The organism is Candidatus Margulisiibacteriota bacterium, assembly GCA_041650635.1.
Taxonomy (GTDB): domain Bacteria; phylum Margulisbacteria; class WOR-1; order JAKLHX01; family JBAZKV01; genus JBAZKV01.
Map to the genome: position 1 here is coordinate 1 of JBAZKV010000007.1, position 18,046 is coordinate 18,046.

20 protein-coding genes are annotated in these 18,046 nt (G+C 50.7%); all 20 read left to right on the forward strand.

Going from position 1 to position 18,046, the window contains the following annotated elements; genetic code table 11:
- The first annotated feature begins 184 nt into the window (after positions 1–184).
- The 20 genes from WC490_02910 to gltB all read left to right on the forward strand — a co-directional run bounded on the left by WC490_02910 (position 185) and on the right by gltB (position 18,044).
- A complete protein-coding gene (locus WC490_02910; GenBank protein ID MFA5097561.1) occupies positions 185–523 on the forward strand; it encodes a hypothetical protein in 339 nt (112 codons plus the stop codon).
- Between the two features lie 59 nt (positions 524–582).
- Positions 583–1,590: a chorismate synthase gene (locus WC490_02915; protein ID MFA5097562.1), complete on the forward strand. Its 1,008-nt coding sequence runs from the start codon at positions 583–585 to the stop codon at positions 1,588–1,590.
- 63 nt (positions 1,591–1,653) lie between these two features.
- The gene (rpsP, locus tag WC490_02920) at positions 1,654–2,031 is read left to right on the forward strand and encodes a 30S ribosomal protein S16 (protein MFA5097563.1); all 378 of its coding nucleotides are present in this window, start codon (positions 1,654–1,656) and stop codon (positions 2,029–2,031) included.
- A 29-nt stretch (positions 2,032–2,060) separates the two neighbouring features.
- On the forward strand, positions 2,061–2,309 hold the full coding sequence (locus WC490_02925; GenBank protein ID MFA5097564.1) for a KH domain-containing protein: 249 nt from the start codon (positions 2,061–2,063) through the stop codon (positions 2,307–2,309).
- A gap of 1 nt (position 2,310) precedes the next feature.
- Entirely contained in the window at positions 2,311–2,742 is a 432-nt protein-coding gene (locus WC490_02930) for a YlqD family protein (protein MFA5097565.1), read from the forward strand.
- Between the two features lie 57 nt (positions 2,743–2,799).
- A complete protein-coding gene (gene trmD / locus WC490_02935) occupies positions 2,800–3,522 on the forward strand; it encodes a tRNA (guanosine(37)-N1)-methyltransferase TrmD (protein MFA5097566.1) in 723 nt (240 codons plus the stop codon).
- Positions 3,523–3,579: 57 nt separating this feature from the next.
- Entirely contained in the window at positions 3,580–3,957 is a 378-nt protein-coding gene (rplS, locus tag WC490_02940) for a 50S ribosomal protein L19 (GenBank protein ID MFA5097567.1), read from the forward strand.
- Positions 3,957–4,595: a signal peptidase I gene (gene lepB / locus WC490_02945; GenBank protein ID MFA5097568.1), complete on the forward strand. Its 639-nt coding sequence runs from the start codon at positions 3,957–3,959 to the stop codon at positions 4,593–4,595. Before rplS ends, lepB begins: the two co-directional genes overlap by 1 nt.
- A 1-nt stretch (position 4,596) precedes the next feature.
- On the forward strand, positions 4,597–5,223 hold the full coding sequence (locus WC490_02950) for a ribonuclease HII (protein ID MFA5097569.1): 627 nt from the start codon (positions 4,597–4,599) through the stop codon (positions 5,221–5,223).
- A gap of 7 nt (positions 5,224–5,230) precedes the next feature.
- Positions 5,231–5,419 (forward strand): hypothetical protein, encoded by a 189-nt coding sequence (locus WC490_02955; protein ID MFA5097570.1) that lies wholly within the window; start codon positions 5,231–5,233, stop codon positions 5,417–5,419.
- A gap of 12 nt (positions 5,420–5,431) precedes the next feature.
- The gene (locus WC490_02960; GenBank protein ID MFA5097571.1) at positions 5,432–5,626 is read left to right on the forward strand and encodes a PspC domain-containing protein; all 195 of its coding nucleotides are present in this window, start codon (positions 5,432–5,434) and stop codon (positions 5,624–5,626) included.
- A 133-nt stretch (positions 5,627–5,759) separates the two neighbouring features.
- Complete coding sequence (locus WC490_02965) at positions 5,760–6,128, forward strand: YraN family protein (GenBank protein MFA5097572.1); 369 nt, start codon at positions 5,760–5,762, stop codon at positions 6,126–6,128.
- A 16-nt stretch (positions 6,129–6,144) separates the two neighbouring features.
- Entirely contained in the window at positions 6,145–7,686 is a 1,542-nt protein-coding gene (locus WC490_02970; protein MFA5097573.1) for a YifB family Mg chelatase-like AAA ATPase, read from the forward strand.
- 33 nt (positions 7,687–7,719) lie between these two features.
- Positions 7,720–9,267, forward strand: a complete 1,548-nt coding sequence (locus tag WC490_02975; protein ID MFA5097574.1) for a sigma 54-interacting transcriptional regulator — start codon at positions 7,720–7,722, stop codon at positions 9,265–9,267.
- Between the two features lie 133 nt (positions 9,268–9,400).
- A complete protein-coding gene (locus tag WC490_02980) occupies positions 9,401–10,084 on the forward strand; it encodes a hypothetical protein (GenBank protein ID MFA5097575.1) in 684 nt (227 codons plus the stop codon).
- A 155-nt stretch (positions 10,085–10,239) separates the two neighbouring features.
- Positions 10,240–11,460 carry an ammonium transporter gene (locus WC490_02985; protein ID MFA5097576.1) on the forward strand — a complete coding sequence of 407 codons (1,221 nt, stop codon included), beginning with the start codon at positions 10,240–10,242 and terminating at the stop codon, positions 11,458–11,460.
- Positions 11,461–11,474: 14 nt separating this feature from the next.
- Entirely contained in the window at positions 11,475–11,819 is a 345-nt protein-coding gene (locus WC490_02990; protein ID MFA5097577.1) for a P-II family nitrogen regulator, read from the forward strand.
- A gap of 38 nt (positions 11,820–11,857) precedes the next feature.
- Entirely contained in the window at positions 11,858–13,192 is a 1,335-nt protein-coding gene (locus tag WC490_02995; protein MFA5097578.1) for a glutamine synthetase family protein, read from the forward strand.
- Positions 13,193–13,311: 119 nt separating this feature from the next.
- Positions 13,312–13,533: a helix-turn-helix domain-containing protein gene (locus WC490_03000; GenBank protein ID MFA5097579.1), complete on the forward strand. Its 222-nt coding sequence runs from the start codon at positions 13,312–13,314 to the stop codon at positions 13,531–13,533.
- On the forward strand, positions 13,521–18,044 hold the full coding sequence (gltB, locus tag WC490_03005; protein ID MFA5097580.1) for a glutamate synthase large subunit: 4,524 nt from the start codon (positions 13,521–13,523) through the stop codon (positions 18,042–18,044). The genes WC490_03000 and gltB overlap by 13 nt, the downstream gene beginning before the upstream one ends.
- The last annotated feature ends 2 nt before the right edge of the window (positions 18,045–18,046 follow it).

Genomic DNA, 18,046 nt, shown 5'->3' on the forward strand with positions numbered 1-18,046 from the left:
GCGTTTAATAATCTCCTGTTTCTGCTCGGCCGTTAGTGTTGGGAAACCTTTTGGCATGTGCCTTCACCCCTTTCTACTAGTCAGATTATACTGAAACTACTTGTCTAGTATAAGGGGTACATGCCAGGCAGGGACAACACAGTCAAGAGATTTTTATAAATGGCTGGAGAAAAGAACGGAAGGTGTGGGCCAAAAGCTCTGGCAGGAGACTATGCGGATACTGGGCGGACAGCTTTCTCCAATGCAAACAGATAGAGGCTTTGCGAATGCTGTAGATATTGTAAGCTTGGGTAGGGATTATTATGTTAAGAGGCTAGAGACAGACAATATAGAAGCTGAGGGGCTCGCATATGATATTCTTGAAAAACTGACCTCTCTGGGATTTTCCAGATACGAGTGCATAATTATACTCAACGGCATCGCCAGTCAATGCGCATTATTTCAGAAAGAAAACCTGGAAACCGTTTTGTCTCAATTGGAGGTGAATAAAAGATTGGAAAATGCATATTTCTCCAAGGACTAGAAACTGCCTGAGTGCATGTTTGTAATTATCTTTCCCCATGATATAATTCCCATACTATGCTGCGCTTTTTAACCGCCGGTGAATCTCACGGTAAAATGCTGGTAGCCATTCTTGAAGGTATTCCGGCCGACCTTTCTCTGTCCGAAAGTGATATCAATATCGAACTTCAAAGACGCCAACAGGGACCCGGAAGGTCCGAGCGGATGAAGATAGAAAAGGATGAAGCGGAGATCGTATCCGGTGTCATCAAGGGAAAGACCGTAGGAAGCCCCATTGCACTGCTGATAAAGAACAAAGCAGGGATCTCGGGTCCCGAAACCGTGACAAAGCTGCGTCCGGGGCACGCGGACCTGGCAGGGGCCCTAAAATACGGGCAGACTGATGTCAGAAATGTCCTTGAGAGAGCAAGCGCCAGAGAAACTGCGGCAAGAGTGGCGGTTGGAGCTATCGCAAAAAAACTTCTTTCAGTATTTAATATCAGGACGGAAAGCAAAGTCATTGAGATAGGAGGAGAAAGCAGTTCCTCTTCCTGGGAAAAGCTTGTAGAAAAGGCAAAAGCGGACGGGGATTCTCTCGGCGGGATCTTCGAGGTCATGGTTTCAAATGTTCCCGTCGGGCTCGGCAGTTATGTGCAGGGCGACAGGAGGCTATCGTCCAGGCTTGCGCAGGCCGTTATGAGCATTCCGGCCATAAAAGGAGTTGAATTCGGCCTCGGTTTTATGGCTGCAAAGCTTACCGGATCAAAAGTCCATGACGAGATCCTCTTTGAGGACAAGTTCAAGCACAGGACCAACAATGCGGGCGGGATAGAAGGCGGGATCTCTAACGGGGAGCCGATCATCGTCAGGGCCGCGATGAAGCCCATTGCCACAATAACCAAGCCTCTCAACACGGTAGACCTGGCCACAAAGGAACCCTGCCTGGCGCATGTGGAAAGGGCCGATGTCTGCGCGGCCCATGCCGCCGCCGTTGTAGGAGAAGCGGTCTGCTCCATTGTTATTGCAGACGCGCTCCTTGAAAAATTCGGGGGGGACTCGATAGAAGAGATCAGATCGCGTCTGCCTTAGGACAGCACCCCGCCAGCATTCTTGTGGTATAATTACATATATCAAATTCCGGGAGGAAATAAATTGGCCGCAAAGATCAGATTGACCAGGATAGGCACCAAAGGGAAGCCGTATTACAGAGTTATCGTTATAGATGAATCCAGTGCAAGGAACGCCAGCCCGATAGAGATACTCGGGCAGTATGTTCCGGGCGCAGAACCGTCTGTTTTTGAGGTTGACAAGGACAAGACCTCTGCCTGGCTGAAAAAGGGAGCGACCCCGTCCCCTACGGTTCGAAAGTATCTGGGCAAGATAGGGCTTATGAGCGCTGTTGATTACAGCAAAAAGAAGAAAAAACTTTCAAAAGCTGCGCTGGCAGAAGCCGAAGCGCAAAAAGCGCAGGCACCCAAAGAAACCGCCGCAAAGGCTCCGGAAGCGGCACAGGCGCAGGCCCAGCAGTAGGCAGCGGTCCGTTTTAGGAGAATCCCTCAATGAAAGAACTGGTGGAGTATATCGTAAGAGCCTTGGTGGACAAGCCCGATGAGGTTGAGATAAAGCAAACCGATTCAGAGGGCCTGACAATACTTGAGATCAAAGTTGCCGCTGACGAGGTCGGGAAGGTCATTGGCAAAGAAGGCCGCATCGCCAATGCCATAAGGACCATAGCAAAATCGGCGGGAGCAAGGGATAGAAAGAGAATAACGGTGGAAATAATGACCCGCGAACAAGGAGGTATGTAGAATGGCAGAGCAGGAAAAGACCCTTGAACTGAAGAGGATAGTGATGGTAAAGGCCGTTGTGACAGAAGCATTTAAAGAAAACCTGGTAAGAGAGCTTGAAAGGGCCGTACGGAACCTGGACACTCAGGGACTTGCTATGGAAAACCAGAGCAAGACATATCTGGAAGACCTCAAGAAAAAAGGTATGATGCAGCAGGTGACCGCGTTCAAGAACCAACTGGCCGGCGAAAGAACAAGGATAACCGCGCAGAAGAACGATCTCCTTGCCAAGATGGAAGAGGCAAAAAGGCTTGTCCTGGGGACAGAATTTGTCCAGGGCCCGCTCGAAGGGCCTGTCAATGTCAAGGTCGGGGACAATCTTTACAGAAAAGTAGGCGCCGCGGAACTCCTGGTAAAAGACGGCGTTATTATGGAAATAAGGAACATTGACTGAACTATCAGTTCCCGCATCTAACTGACAGCCCTGGGCTAGCGCCTTGGCTCCAACCAAATGAAATTTGACATATTAACCCTTTTCCCCTCCATGTTCGAGGGGCCTCTGACAGAGAGCATCCTCAAAAGAGGAAGAGAAAAAGGGTTGTTCTCTGTAACTGTGCATGACCTAAGGGACAAGACCGCGGACAAGCACAAGACGGCTGATGACGCTCCCTTTGGGGGCGGGGCCGGGATGGTGATGAAGATAGAGCCTATTGCCGCTTTTCTTAAGGAACTCAAGACTGTAAAGACAAAGACGATCCTGCTAACCCCGTCCGGCGCCGCCCTAACCCAGGAAAAAGTCAGGTCTTTGTCCAAAGAAGAACATCTTATACTTATATGCGGTCATTATGAAGGCGTTGATGAAAGGGTTTCGGGGCTTATCGATGAGGAACTTTCGATCGGAGACTATGTGCTGACCGGGGGAGAGCTTCCCGCCATGGTGCTGGTGGATTGCATCTGCCGGCATATTCCGGGTGTTGTTAAAGAAATGGACTCTGTTACTGAAGACTCCTTTACATACGGTTTGCTGGACCATCCGCATTACACAAGGCCTGCCGAGCATGGAACGGGCTCTGCGCCTGAGGTCCTTCAGAGAGGTAATCACGAAGAGATCAGGAAATGGCGCCGCAAAGAAGCTTTGAGGCGCACCCTTCTTAAGAGAAGCGATCTGTTTGCCGGGGCGCAGTTGACCGGTGAAGACAGCGGCCTTTTAAGAGAGATCATACTTGGCCTGTAGGGCCGCCCGTGCCTTGAAAGACGCTCTTACAAAGTCTATAATAAGAACAGGAGTGCAATAATGGGAATAATAGAGGATATCAACAGGAAAACAATGAAAGAAAAGGTGGAGTCCTTTGGCGTGGGTGACACGGTAAAGGTCTTTGCCAAGATAACCGAAGGCGATAAAGAAAGGCTGCAGGGCTTTGAAGGTGTCGTGATAGCCAAGAAGGGCGGCTCCAGCGCCCAGACCTTTACGGTAAGAAAAGTGGTGCAGGGAGTGGGAGTGGAGAGGATATTCCCGATACATTCACCCAAAGTTGACAGGATCAAGCTTATAAGAAGAGGCAAGGTAAGAAGAGCCAAGCTCTATTATCTGCGCGACAGGATCGGCAGCAGGGCCACCAAGATAGACGAGAGAGAACAGACCTCCGCAGAAAAGGCGCTGGCCGCCTGATGCAGCGCTTCAGGGCGTTCTTTAAAGACACCGCAGAAACACTATTTGTAGCCCTTTTGATAGCCCTTGTGGTGCGGGCATTTCTGCTTCAGATCTTCTGGATACCTTCCGCCTCTATGGAGCCGACCCTGATGACGGGGGACCGCCTGATAGTTGACAAGCTCTCTCTGGGCGTACAGAACCCTCTTTATGATATGAACGACAGTCCCGTGTTCCTGTTCAACATACCCAACCCTTTGTACAACACGAACTTTCCTTTGAGCGACATACGCTACATCGTAAAGCTTTGGCAGCCCCAAAGGATGGAGATCCTTGTGTTCAAATATCCAAAGGACCCACTGGGCACCAGGAGGGATTTCATAAAAAGGCTGATCGGGCTACCGGGAGAAGAGATCGAGATAAAGAACGGAGTGGTCTATATAGATGATCAGCCGATCAAAGAAGAGCACACAATGGCAAAAGACGCTTTTGATATGCCAAAGGTCCGTATCCCCGAAGGCCATTATTTTATGATGGGTGATAACAGGCCTAACAGTGCTGACAGCAGGTACTGGGGCTTTGTCCCCGGCGATTACTTTGTCGGCAGGGCTCTTTTCCGCATCTGGCCTATCCTTAAGATCGGGCCTGTGCCAAAATAAAATGCCCCATTTCCTTATCGAAAGGAAACTGATGCGGCGGGGAAAGCTCCCTGTCGCCGGAGTGGACGAGGCCGGAAGAGGCCCTCTTGCCGGGCCCGTGTTTGCGGCAGCCGTGATACTGGACCCTGACCTTAAGATAGAAGGCCTTGATGACTCCAAAAAACTGTCCCCTTCAAAAAGAGAAGCCCTTTGCTACATTATCAAAAGACATTCCCTGTCCTGGGCTGTGTCAAAAGTATCGGAAAAGCGCATAGACAGGATCAATATACTTAACGCATCCCTTCTGGCAATGAAAAAAGCCCTCGCGGCCCTGTCCGTAAAGCCGGGCTATGCTCTGGTGGACGGCAACAGAACAATACCGGGGTTAGATATCGGCCAGCTCTGCGTGGTCAAAGGGGACGCCATAAGCGTTTCTATCGCGGCGGCTTCCATCCTTGCCAAGGTGGAGAGGGACAGACAGATGAAAAGGCTCCACGATCGATTTCCGGATTACGGCTTTGATGTCCACAAAGGGTATGGGACATCCGCCCACATGAAAGCCATAAAAAAGCACGGTCCTTGCGCCTGCCACAGAATGACCTTTGAGCCCGTGCGCTCTTGCCGCCTCCAAAGAACGGTGGTAAAATAGAGGCACTATGGAAGATCAGATAGTTTCGCAGCACAGGGAAGATAGCTCGAACCGGGGGCAGATCAGGTTCTCGGCCTCTTTCTCGCAGAGGCTCTCGGGGCTGAGCAGGTCCAAGCAAAAAGTGCAGTTCCTTTCTCTTTCGGAACTCTCAAAAAATGGATTTTCGAGGTCTGCAGGCTCAAGAACGGTCCACTAAGGAGAAATAGCCATGTCCAAGCTTTACAGGTCCAGGAAGGATGTCAAGATCGCCGGCATCATCGGCGGGGTTTCTGAGGCAACAAAGATAGATTCTACCATCCTGAGGCTTTCGGTCGTCTTTCTTGCCGTTGTCACAGGGATATTTCCCGCGGTCATCACCTACATAGCAGGCTGGTTCATAATCCCAGAGCAACCCGCGCAATAATCTGTTGAGGGTGTTGAAAAACACCGCACCGAAAACTGCCTATCGCAAACCGCAGACCTTTTCGGAACGGTTCCCGGTCTACGGACCCCGGTTCCCTTCCGCCTGGCGCCGGAATTGCTGTATTCCCCAATATATGTCCATCCAAAGCAAACTCATAGGAAAAGAGGGGGAAGATGCCGCCTGCCGCTATATTGAATCCCTGGGGTGGAAGGTCCTTGACAGGAATTTCTGCTCTTCCCAGGGCGAGATAGACATTGTGGCAGAAGACGGGCAGTTCCTGGTATTTGTTGAGGTCAAGAATTACTCCTTTGCCAGCTTTGGCACACCTGTCGGAGCGATACGGGCGGCAAAAAAGAAGAGCATAATCCACGCGGCAAGCACTTACCTGCATAAGAAGAACATCAGCGATGTTTACTGCAGGTTCGATGTCATTTCTATCTACAGGGACTTCGAAGGAAAAAAGAATATCGAACTTTATAAGAACGCATTCCAAATGAACTAAAAAAGGGGGAGGCCTAGTGTTCGTAAAAGTAAAGAGCGCCGCACTGTCGGGACTTACAGGCTATATCGTTGATGTTGAGGTGGATGCGCACAAGGGGCTGCCAGGGCAATCGATAGTGGGGCTTCCGGATGCCGCCGTAAAGGAGAGCCGGGACAGGGTTAAAGCCGCCGTCTCTAATTCCGGGCTGGATTTTCCCCCGGGGTATTTTACTATCAACCTGGCTCCCGCCGACATCAGGAAAGAGGGGCCAGTATACGATCTTCCCATAGCGGTGGGAATTCTTGCAAGCCACGGAATAATAAGGGCGAGCTTGCTAAGTGATACGATCTTTCTTGGAGAACTGTCCCTTGACGGGGCGGTAAGGCCGGTTTCGGGAGTGCTTCCGATCTGTCTTGAGGCCGCAAAGAACGGGATAAAACGGGCCGTTGTGCCAAAGGACAACGCAAGCGAAGCCGCGCTGGTAAAAGAGTTGGAAATAATCCCGGCAGAAGACCTTTCGGGACTTATAGGATTTTTGAACGGGGGAACAAAGGTGAAGCCTCATACAGTTGATATCGAGGAACTGTTTTCCAAAGAACCGGAGTATGAGCTTGATCTAAGCGAGGTCAAAGGGCAGTTCCATGCCAAACGGGCGCTTGAGATAGCTGCTGCCGGAGGGCACAATATACTTATGATAGGGCCTCCCGGCTCAGGGAAAACTATGCTTGCAAGAAGGCTGCCGACAATAATGCCTCCACTTTCTTTAAGCGAGGCTCTCGAGGTGACAAAGCTCTACAGCATCACGGGCTTTTTGTCATCAAAAAACACGCTCGTTACAAAAAGGCCCTTCAGGTCCCCTCATCACACGACTTCGGATATAGGGATAGTGGGCGGAGGCAGGGTCCCCAGGCCGGGCGAGGTCAGCCTTGCCCATTTCGGTGTTCTTTTTCTTGATGAATTCCCGGAATTCTCAAGGGATGTACTTGAAGTTCTGCGCCAGCCGCTTGAAGAGAACGAAGTTTCCATCTGCCGGGCCTTAACTTCGGTCACTTTTCCGGCGGAGTTCATGCTGGTTGCCGCTATGAACCCGTGCCCGTGCGGAAATTACGGCGACCGCCTGCGGGAGTGCCAGTGCCCCTCGTGGAAGATACAGAGGTATCTTCAAAAACTGTCCGGGCCGCTTTTGGACAGGATAGACATCTGCATAGAAGTCCCTCGGCTGGGGAAAGAGGACCTTGTTTCCTGCCCCGCCGGGGAAACCTCCTCTCAGATAAGGCAGCGTGTTTCAAAGGCAAGGCAAAGACAGAGGGAAAGGTTTTCCGCCTCAAAGATCTCCTCTAATGCAAAGATGACTCCTAAGTATATAAAGAAATGCTGCCTGCTCGAAAAGCCGGCGGAAGAACTGCTTAAATCAGCGGTCCTTCATCTTGGCATGAGCGGCAGGGCCTATGACAGGGTGCTAAAGGTGGCCCTTACCGTTGCCGACCTTGACGGCAGCCAGGTAATAAGGGAAAACCATATAGCGGAGGCGGTGCAGTATAGAAATGTATTGATACAAAAATGTAGCGCTATCATTTGACTTATTCAAAAATGTATAGTATTGTATCGCTATATGGACCAGAAGAACGAGCAGAGCAGAAGAAAAGTCCACGAACTGACCGCGCTGTATGAAGTGAGCCAGGCTCTGAGCCTTACCCTTGATGTTGAAAGTTCGATGTATTCCATAATGGAGATACTCGAAAAAAGGCTGGGCATGAAAAGGGCCACTATGACGCTGCTTCATCCCATTACCGGCGAGCTCTTTATAGACATAGGACACGGCCTGACCGATGCCGAGATTAAGAGGGGAAAATACCGCATAGGTGAAGGGATAACCGGAAAGGTCGTGGAAACGGGAAAGCCGGCCGTCATCCCGAGGATTGGGGAGGAGCCTCTATTTCTTGACAGGACAAGGTCCAGGAAAGGGATAGATAAGAACAATATCTCATTCATCTGCGTGCCGGTCAAGCTCGGGGACAGCGTAATAGGCGCATTCTCTGTTGACAAGATATTTTCTCCCGAAGTCTCGCTTGAAGAGGACATGAGGTTCCTTTCCATAATTGCCTCTATGATAGGGCAGGCGGTAAAGATAAGACAGCTGATACAGTCCGAAAAGGACCAGTTGATAGAGGAGAACCTGAAGCTGAGGGAGAACCTGAAGGAAAAGTATAGCTACAAGAACATCATCGGCAACAGCAACAGGATGCGAGAGGTCTATGAGATGGTGGCCAAGGTGGCCAAAAGCGACGCTACGGTCCTGATAAGGGGGGAGTCCGGCACCGGCAAGGAACTGGTGGCCAATGCGATACACTATAACAGCCTGCGCTCAAAAAAACCCTTTATCAAGGTTAATATCGCGGCCCTGCCCGAAAATCTAATAGAATCAGAACTTTTTGGTTACGAGCGCGGGGCCTTTACGGGAGCACTAGAAAGACGGGCGGGGAGGTTTGAACTGGCAGAGGGCGGAACGCTCTTTCTTGATGAGATAGGGGACCTCGGAGCGGGGCTGCAGGTAAAACTACTTAGGGTGATACAGGAAAGAGAGTTTGAGCGCCTGGGCGGCACCGAAACGATAAAGAGCAATGTCAGGCTGATCGTTGCGACCAACCATAATCTGGAAGAAAACGTCAAAGAATCAAAATTCAGAGAGGACCTTTACTACCGTCTGAATGTTTTTCCGGTCTATCTTCCGCCCTTGAGGGACCGCAGGGACGATATCATGCTGCTTGCCGAATTTTTCCTGGACAGGTACTCAAAAAAGAACTCCAAGACTATCAAAAGGATATCAACGCCCGCTATCGATGCTCTGATGAGTTATCACTGGCCCGGAAATGTGAGAGAACTGGAAAATACCATTGAAAGGGCAGTCCTTATGTGCGAGGGAGAGGTCATTTACGCGCATCACCTTCCTCCGACGCTCCAGACGGCAGAGACCTCAAAAACAAAGACCGACCTTGCGCTTGACGAACTTGTGGGAAATTATGAAAAGGACATTATTACTGATGCCCTCAAACAGACAAAGGGCAATATTTCTAAGGCTGCAGTTCTGTTGAAAACAACCAAACGCATACTGGGCTACAAGATCACCTCATACAAGATAGACTACAAGAGTTTTAGATAAAGACCCAATAGCTTTCAACAAAATCGTATCAATACTTCTGCCAAGATTACTATTTTGTATTAATTTGCCTCTTTTGACCTTGTTTTTCAAGGCGCGGGAATTGCTGTTTAAAGGGCAAAGGAGGTAGAAAAAGATGAAGAACAGAAGTTTGCTGATCTTGCTGGCGCTTTTGATGACGGAGGGGCTTTGCCTTGCCACCCCTTCCACCCAGATCTGGAACCCGTCCACGGATATTCAGGCAAAGGGAGTGTGGCATTTTGGGATAGACAATTATTTTACCGTACAGGGGCCCTCCGACGGCGGATATGCTTTCCCTACCGATCTGGGGTTGACCGTTGGCATTAACCCCAATATTGAGGTCGGCTTTGATGCTTTTCTTCCTCAGAGCAGCCCGTTCACATTTAACGCCAAGGCGGCTGTTCCCGAGGCAGGGTTCATGCCCGCCGTGGCCGCGGGAGGGTACGGCTTTGGCACTTCCCCCGGAGTTACGGACCAAAATGTTGTCTACGGCCTTGCCGCAAAGACTTTTCCTGTGATAGGAAGGCTTACGGCCGGATATTTTTCCGGCAATCCCAATGTGCTGGTAGATCCTTCGGGAAAGGCAGACAACAGCGGGCTTATACTGACTTGGGACAAAAGTATCACGGATAAACTGTGGGCGTGTATAGACTATGCCGGGACAAATTCTGCCCTGGGAGCACTTTTTTACGGCTTCTCTTATGCGTTCTCACCAAATACATCGGTACTGCTTGCTTACGGTACCTATAATAACGGCTCCAAACCCACAATAACAACCCAGCTGGACATAAATATATGATGGAACAAAAATGTTTTAATGGAGGCAAAAATGATACAAAATTGTAGCAATGTTTTCACCGATTTATCAAAAAAAGGCTTATGTAAAGCAAAAAGAGAAGTGGAGCGGGAATTGCTGTATAGATTGTCAGGAACGCAGGGAAAGGAGAATTCAAAATGATAAATTCAGGAGATACAGCCTGGGTCCTTATCTCGACAGCGCTGGTCATAATGATGACCCCGGCCCTGGCGTTCTTTTACGGCGGCATGGTCAGAAAAAAGAACCTTCTTTCAACTCTTATGCTCTCTGTCATAATACTTGCTCTAATCTCGGTCCAGTGGGTGCTTTTTGGCTACACTATAGCTTTTGGCCCGGACAAAGGAGGCCTTATCGGAGGGCTGGACTGGCTGGGTCTCAAGGGAGTGGGGCAGCTGCCTTTTGACGGATATGCAGCGACCATCCCACATTCCGCTTTCATGATCTTCCAACTGGCGTTCGCTGTTATAACTCCCGCTTTGATAACGGGAGCCTTTGTCGAAAGGATCAATTTCCCTTCTTTTCTTCTTTACATATTGTTATGGTCCACATTTATTTATGCGCCTGTCGCGCACTGGGTCTGGGGGATAGGAGGGTGGCTGCGCAATTTGGGGGCTCTTGATTTTGCCGGGGGCACGGTCGTGCATATAACAGCCGGCGTTTCCGCTCTTGCTGTGGCTCTTGTTGTCGGAAAGAGAAAAGGGTACAAAAAATACCCGATGGAGCCGTCCAATATACCCCTAACCGTTTTGGGCGCCTTTCTTTTGTGGTTTGGCTGGTTTGGCTTTAACGGTGGCTCTGCCCTTGCCGCCAATGGGCTTGCTGTATCAGCCTTTGTTGTTACCAACACGGCCGCGGCAGCTGCGGCCCTTACCTGGATGGTTGTCAGCTGGATCCACAAAAGGCCCAGTGTTCTGGGAGTTGCTACAGGCGCTGTGGTGGGACTGGTCGCAATAACACCGGCTTCGGGTTTTGTAAGCCCGCTTTCGGCCATTGTGATAGGGGCAGTGGCTGCCATCATTTCTTATTATGCGATCATCCTGCGGATGAAGACCAATCTGGACGACTCGCTTGATGTTTTTGCCTGTCACGGGATGGGAGGCATCACGGGCGCCCTTGCCACCGGGCTCTTTGCCGAAAAAGCCGTCAATGCGGCTGGGGCGAACGGGCTTTTCTTTGGCAATGTCGGCCAATTTCTGGTCCAATTGTACACGGTTGGCGTGGTAGTAGCGTTTTCATTTGTTGCAGCTTACGTACTGGCAAAAATTGTTGATGCGGTTTTCGGCCTGCGCGCAAAGGAAGAAGAGGAAGAGCTGGGGCTTGATATTTCGCAGCACGGCGAAGTGGCTTTTGGCTCCTAGAAAGGAGATCTGCTATGGGGTACAAAAAAATCGAGGCAGTGATACGGGAAGAAAAACTGGAGGAGGTCAGGATAGCTCTGGAAGAGGCAGGCTTTGCGGGAATGACCGTAACTCAGGTAAAAGGCAGAGGTTCACAAAAAGGCGTTGTTCTGGAGTGGCGGGCGGGCGAGTACCGTGTGGAATTCCTCCCAAAACTTAAAGTGGAAGTAGTGGTGGACGAGTTCGACTCGCAGCGCGCCGTTAAGGCAATAGAGGAAGCGGCAAGGACCGGGAAAACGGGGGACGGTAAGATCTTTGTAAGTCCGGTGGACTCGGTGATACGGGTCCGCACGGGAGAAAGGGGTGAAAAAGCGCTGTGATCGGAGGCTGTATCAAGAATTAAAGAAGGAGAAGAAAGATGCCGAGCAAAGAAGAAATAATCAAACAGGTCAAAGACAACAAAATAGAGTTCATAAGGCTCTGGTTTACCGACATCAACGGGATACTCAAGAGTTTTGCCATCAGCCCGGACGAACTTGAAGGAGCGCTGACCCAGGGCATGGGTTTTGACGGCTCTTCCATCACAGGTTTCCAGGATATAGAGGAATCCGACATGATAGCGATGCCGGACAAAGACACTTTTGCCATCCTGCCGTGGAGGCCGGAAGAGGCTCCCGTGGCAAGAATGATCTGCGATATCCTCCAGCCCGATGCCGGAAAGCACAAGCCTTATGAGGGAGACCCCCGCTATATACTTAAAAGAGCGATAGAAAAAATGAAGAAGATGGGCTTTGACCACTTTTATGTTGGTCCGGAGCTTGAGTTCTTCTATTTTAAGAACGCCCAGGGAACCGAGATACTTGACGAGGGGGGCTACTTTGACCTGACCCCTCTTGATATGGCTTCCAACCTGCGCAGGGACACGGTCCAGGCGCTGAGAAAACTCGGCATATATGTCGAATATTCGCACCACGAAGTGGCGCCTTCGCAGCACGAGATAGACATGCGCTATGCGGACGCGCTCCAGATGGCGGACAATACCGTTACCTACAAGCTCACTGTTAAAGAGATCGCTTCAAAACACGGCGTGTACGCGACCTTTATGCCAAAACCGATCTTCGGTCAGAACGGCTCCGGGATGCATGTCCACCAGAGCCTGTTCAAGGGCAAGGCTAACGCTTTTTATGATCCTAACGACAAGTACAATCTTTCCGATGTCGGAAAATCCTATATAGCCGGCATACTTAAGCACGCCCCGGAGATGATATCCATTCTTGCTTCGGGAGTGAACTCGTATAAAAGACTTGTTCCCGGGTACGAAGCGCCGGTCTATATTGCCTGGTCCAGAAGGAACCGCTCCGCTCTTGTCAGGGTGCCGATGTACCAGCCCGGCAAGGAAGTGGCCACCAGGATGGAGCTCAGATGTCCGGACCCTTCGGGGAACCCCTACCTGCAATTTGCCGTGATGCTGCAGGCAGGCCTTAAGGGGATAGAAAAAGGCTACAAACTTCCGGAGCCGATGGAGCTGAACCTCTACCACCTGACGGACGAGGAAAGGGCGGAAAAAGGAATAAAGTCGCTTCCCGCAAGCCTTGGAGAGGCCATTGCCATCACGCAACAGAGCGAACTGGTAAAAGAAGCGCTTGGCAAGCACACTTTTGAAAGGTTCATCTCTGTCAAGAAAAAAGAATGGGACGAGTTCAGGATCCAGGTCACGGAATACGAACTAAAGAGATATCTGCCGATACTTTAGTTGTGTAGAGCGGCCCTTCGACTCCCCCTCGACCCGCTATCGCTCGCTCGGGGTCGCTCAGGGCAGGGGCCGCTTTTAAATACAAAGAAGTGCCCAATAATTAGGCAGTAAAATGCTATATGATATTAGACAGCTTAGATAAAGAATCTTTAAGCAACGGAGTTCTCAAAGAGCACAAAGGAGATCTCTACCGGTTCTTTGTGGAAGCCCTGGAAAAACGGCTTATTGAAAGAGTTCTGGAGCATACCGGCGGCAACAAGCTGAAAGCCGCAAGCCTGCTGGGGATCAATAGAAATACGATAAGGTCAAAGATCAGGAAGTACTGCATATGGACAAAATGAGAGAAGAATTCGAAAAGAAAGGGCTTTACAGCCGGTCTTTTGAAAAGGACAGCTGCGGAGTGGGTTTTGTGTGCGACAGCAAAGGAAGAAAGACCCGCGATACGGTGTTAAAAGCCATCGAGGTCCTAAAAAGGCTGAGGCACAGGGGGGCAGTGGGGGCAGATCCCAGGACGGGCGACGGCGCCGGCATAACCGTTCAGCTGCCTTATGAGTTCTATAAAAGGGAAGCAGAAAAACTCGCCATAAAAGTTCCAGGAGAAGGAAAGTTTGCTGCCGGGGTAGTTTTTCTGCCGCCAGAAACGTCAGAAAGAAAGAACTGCCAGCTCCTTGCAGAAAAGGTCCTTAAGGAAGAGGGGCTGGAGTTCCTGGGTTGGAGGGATATCCCGGTCAATCAGGAAAGTATCGGCGAAACCGCAAAAAGTACAATGCCGGCGTTCAAAAATCTTTTTGTCGGAGCCGGCAGCGATATTGATGACCCCGGCCGTTTTGAGGTAAGGCTGTATGTGGCAAGGAGAAGGATAGAAAAGGAAACGCAGGGAAAACTCTATTTTTCGAGCCTGTCCTCAAGAACGGTCTGCTATAAAGGACTGTTGATGAGCGAGCAGCTGTTGGATTTTTTCCCTGATCTTTCGGATGTCTTGTTTGTCTCAAGCCTTGCGCTGGTGCATTCAAGGTACAGCACCAACACTTTTCCATCCTGGGAGCTTGCCCAGCCGTTCAGGTATCTGGCGCACAACGGCGAGATAAACACCCTGCGAGGCAACATGAACTGGATGAATGCCAGGGAAAAACTTTTTGAAAGCCCTGCCTTTGGCAGTAACATAAAAAAGGTCCTTCCGGTTATCGTTCCGGACGGCAGCGATTCGCAGGCGCTTGATAATGTAATGGAGCTTTTGGTCTTGGCCGGCAGGCCTCTTGCAAATGCGATGATGCTTTTGATACCCCCTGTGTGGCAGAAGAACAGCCTTATGGACAAAAAGCACAGGGAGATGTTCGAGTTCAACTCCTGTCTTATGGAAGCCTGGGACGGCCCCGCGGCAGTGTGTTTTACCGACGGGACAACCGTGGGCGGGATGCTGGACCGCAACGGCCTGCGGCCCTGCAGGTATATTATCACCAACGACGGCCTTGTCGTAATGGCCTCCGAGACAGGAGTCCTGGACATTGACCCCGCAGACATCAAGGAATCCGGCAGGCTGTCTCCGGGAAAGATGTTCCTCGTTGATACTTCTAAGGCAAAGATACTGCAGGACAGGCAGATCAAGGACCTGGCCTCAAGCCGCAAGCCTTACGGAAAATGGCTTTTAGAAAATGTCATTGACCTGGAAGAGCTGGCAAAAAGCGCCAAGCCGCCAAAAGACGGCGGAATAGACATGCCGGGCACAGAGGCCCTTCAAGAAACTTCCGGATACAGCTCGGAAGACCTGAAATTCATACTTTTGCCGATGGCAGAAAAAGGACAGGAGCCGATAGGCTCAATGGGCAACGATTGTCCCATAGCTGTCCTGTCAAAAAAGCCTCAGCTGCTGTTTAATTATTTCAAGCAGCTGTTCGCGCAGGTAACCAATCCGCCGATAGACCCTATAAGAGAGGACCTGGTCATGTCTCTGGAGACCCTGGCCGGTCCGGAACAGAATCTTTTGGGGGAAAGCCCTCAGCAGTGCAGAAAACTGAGGATAAAACATCCGGTCCTAAGCCTTGAAGACATGGAAGCCGTAAAGGCCTTGGATTTAAAAGGTTTAAGGGCAAAAGTCGTCACGACTTTGTTCGATGCTTCAAAAGGAGAAAAGGGATTTGCCGAAGCGCTTGGGAATATCTGTAACCTTGCCGCAGAGGCGGTACAAGAGGGATTTACATTCATTATCCTCAGCGATAAAGGAATTTGTAAGGACAGGGCAGCCCTTCCTTCGCTGCTAGCCTGTGCAGCGGTCCATCATCATCTTATAAGTAAAGGCCTGAGGACAAGGGCCGGTTTGATAGTGGAAAGCGCAGAGCCAAGGGAGGTCATGCATTTTTCGCTCCTGTTCGGCTACGGGGCCGAGGCTGTGTGTCCGTATCTTGCCTACGCTTCTTTGGAAAAACTTGCCACGGACAAAGAACTTGAACTGTCCAAAGAAGAAGCAAAGAAGAACTATGTAAAGGCCGTTGAAAAAGGCGTGCTAAAGGTGCTTTCTAAGATGGGGATCTCTCTATTGCAGAGCTACCGGGGAGCCCAGATCTTTGAGGCTCTCGGCATAAAAAAACAGGTGGTGGACAGATACTTTTCCGGTACGGTCTCAAGAATAGAAGGGGCAGGCCTTCCAGAGCTGGCAAAAGAAACGCTGGACAGGCACCGCAGCGCTTTTGATAGAAATGATGCCTTAAGACCGCTTGAAGCGGGAGGGATATATCAGTGGAGACGGCAGGGGGAACATCATCTATGGAACCCTGATACAATCAGCTTGTTCCAGCAGGCAGCAAGGGAGAACGATCCCATAAAATTTGCAGCCTTTGCCCGTCTGATAGACGACCAGAAGGGGCGCAATACAACTCTAAGGAGCCTCCTAAAGTTCAAAAAGACCTCTCCCGTACCTATAGAAGAGGTTGAGAGCGCCGACCTTATCGTCAAAAGGTTCGTGACCGGGGCCATGAGCTTTGGCTCTATCAGCAAAGAAGCCCACGAAGCCCTTGCGGTGGCGATGAACCAGATAGGAGCCAGGTCCAACAGCGGAGAAGGCGGAGAAGACCCCGAAAGGTTCAGGGCGCAGAAGAACGGGATCAATTTGAGAAGCTCCATAAAACAGGTCGCATCGGGCAGGTTCGGAGTTAACGGGAATTATCTTGTCAATGCTGATGAACTGCAGATAAAGATCGCCCAGGGGGCAAAGCCGGGCGAGGGAGGACAGCTGCCCGGACACAAGGTCAATGAAACGATCGCCAGAATAAGGCATTCAATTCCCGGAGTTACGCTCATTTCTCCTCCTCCCCATCACGACATCTATTCCATAGAGGACCTGGCGCAATTGATCTTTGACCTAAAGAACGCCAACCCCGCGGCAAGGATAAGCGTTAAACTTGTTTCCGAAACAGGGGTGGGAACTATCGCCGCCGGAGTGGCCAAGGGACATGCCGACATGATACTGATATCCGGAGGGGACGGCGGCACCGGGGCATCCCCCTTAAGTTCCATAAAACACGCAGGGCTTCCCTGGGAACTGGGGCTGTCCGAAACGCATCAGACCCTGGTGCTGAACGACCTCAGAAGCAGGGTCAGGCTACAGACGGACGGGCAGCTGCGCACGGGCCGCGATGTTGTGATAGCCGCCATCCTGGGAGCTGAAGAATTCGGTTTTGCGACTTCGGTCCTTATTGTACTGGGCTGCGTTATGCTGCGCCACTGCCATCTTAACAACTGCTCTTTAGGGATAGCCACGCAGGATGAGCAGTGCCGCAAAAGGTTTTCCGGAAAGCCGCAGTATGTGGTCAACATGATGTACCTGATAGCGGAAAACGCCAGACAGGTGATGGCCTCGCTTGGCATAAAAAAGATAGACGATCTTATCGGCAGGACAGACCTGCTTGAGGCCGATGAAGAGATGACGGACTGGAAGTCAAAAGGGGTTGACCTGTCAAGGATACTGTTTGATCCGCAGATCAGGGACCGTTCAAAGCTGTTCTGCACGCAAAAACAGGACCACGGCATAGACGATACCATCGACGCAAGACTTATCGAAGCGGCGGCGGAGGCTCTTGATAACAGGAAAAAGATCCGTGTGCAGCAGCCTATCTATAACCACAACAGAACAGCGGGAGCGATGCTTAGCAGCAGGGTTTCTTCCAAATACGGAGAAAGCGGACTTGATGATGATACTATCAATGTCAAATTCAAGGGCACGGCCGGACAGAGTTTTGGCGCTTTCCTTGCAAAGGGCATCACTTTTGAGCTGGAAGGCTCAAGCAATGACTATGTCGGAAAAGGCCTTTCCGGGGGAAAAATAATAGTCTATCCGGACAAGGCGGCAAAATTTAAGGCCAAAGACAACATCATTATAGGCAACACGACTTTTTACGGGGCCACTTCGGGCGAAGCCTACATAAGAGGGGTCGCGGGAGAAAGGTTCTGCATAAGGAATTCGGGCATCTTTGCGGTGGCCGAAGGGGTCGGGGACCACGGCTGCGAATATATGACCGGCGGCAGGGTCCTTATTTTGGGAAAGACAGGCAGGAACTTTGCGGCCGGAATGTCAGGCGGGATAGCCTATGTCTATGATGAGGACGGGAAATTCAAAGAACGCTGCAATACCGCCATGGTGGACCTTGAGCGTACCGGCCTCAGGGACGAATCCACCGTCAAATACCTTTTACAGAACCATCTCAAATATACGGGAAGCGGTCTTGCCGAAAGGATACTGAGTAATTATAAGACAGAGGCCAGAAAACTGGTCAAGGTACTGCCAAAAGAATATAAGGCGGTCCTGGCAGTGAAAGACAACGAGGCCGCCCTAGAGATAGAAGAGGACTCGGAGGGATAGCA

Bases quoted from the DNA above. Each gene is read 5' to 3' on its own strand.
- trmD (MFA5097566.1), top strand. From the start codon at position 2,800: ATGAAATTTGACATATTAACCCTTTTCCCCTCCATGTTCGAGGGGCCT.
- WC490_02955 (MFA5097570.1), top strand. From the start codon at position 5,231: ATGGAAGATCAGATAGTTTCGCAGCACAGGGAAGATAGCTCGAACCGG.
- WC490_02990 (MFA5097577.1), top strand. From the start codon at position 11,475: ATGGGGTACAAAAAAATCGAGGCAGTGATACGGGAAGAAAAACTGGAG.
- gltB (MFA5097580.1), top strand. From the start codon at position 13,521: ATGGACAAAATGAGAGAAGAATTCGAAAAGAAAGGGCTTTACAGCCGG.
- WC490_02985 (MFA5097576.1), top strand. From the start codon at position 10,240: ATGATAAATTCAGGAGATACAGCCTGGGTCCTTATCTCGACAGCGCTG.
- WC490_03000 (MFA5097579.1), top strand. From the start codon at position 13,312: ATGATATTAGACAGCTTAGATAAAGAATCTTTAAGCAACGGAGTTCTC.
- WC490_02950 (MFA5097569.1), top strand. From the start codon at position 4,597: ATGCCCCATTTCCTTATCGAAAGGAAACTGATGCGGCGGGGAAAGCTC.
- WC490_02965 (MFA5097572.1), top strand. From the start codon at position 5,760: ATGTCCATCCAAAGCAAACTCATAGGAAAAGAGGGGGAAGATGCCGCC.
- WC490_02960 (MFA5097571.1), top strand. From the start codon at position 5,432: ATGTCCAAGCTTTACAGGTCCAGGAAGGATGTCAAGATCGCCGGCATC.
- WC490_02925 (MFA5097564.1), top strand. From the start codon at position 2,061: ATGAAAGAACTGGTGGAGTATATCGTAAGAGCCTTGGTGGACAAGCCC.
- lepB (MFA5097568.1), top strand. From the start codon at position 3,957: ATGCAGCGCTTCAGGGCGTTCTTTAAAGACACCGCAGAAACACTATTT.
- WC490_02995 (MFA5097578.1), top strand. From the start codon at position 11,858: ATGCCGAGCAAAGAAGAAATAATCAAACAGGTCAAAGACAACAAAATA.
- WC490_02980 (MFA5097575.1), top strand. From the start codon at position 9,401: ATGAAGAACAGAAGTTTGCTGATCTTGCTGGCGCTTTTGATGACGGAG.
- WC490_02930 (MFA5097565.1), top strand. From the start codon at position 2,311: ATGGCAGAGCAGGAAAAGACCCTTGAACTGAAGAGGATAGTGATGGTA.
- WC490_02975 (MFA5097574.1), top strand. From the start codon at position 7,720: ATGGACCAGAAGAACGAGCAGAGCAGAAGAAAAGTCCACGAACTGACC.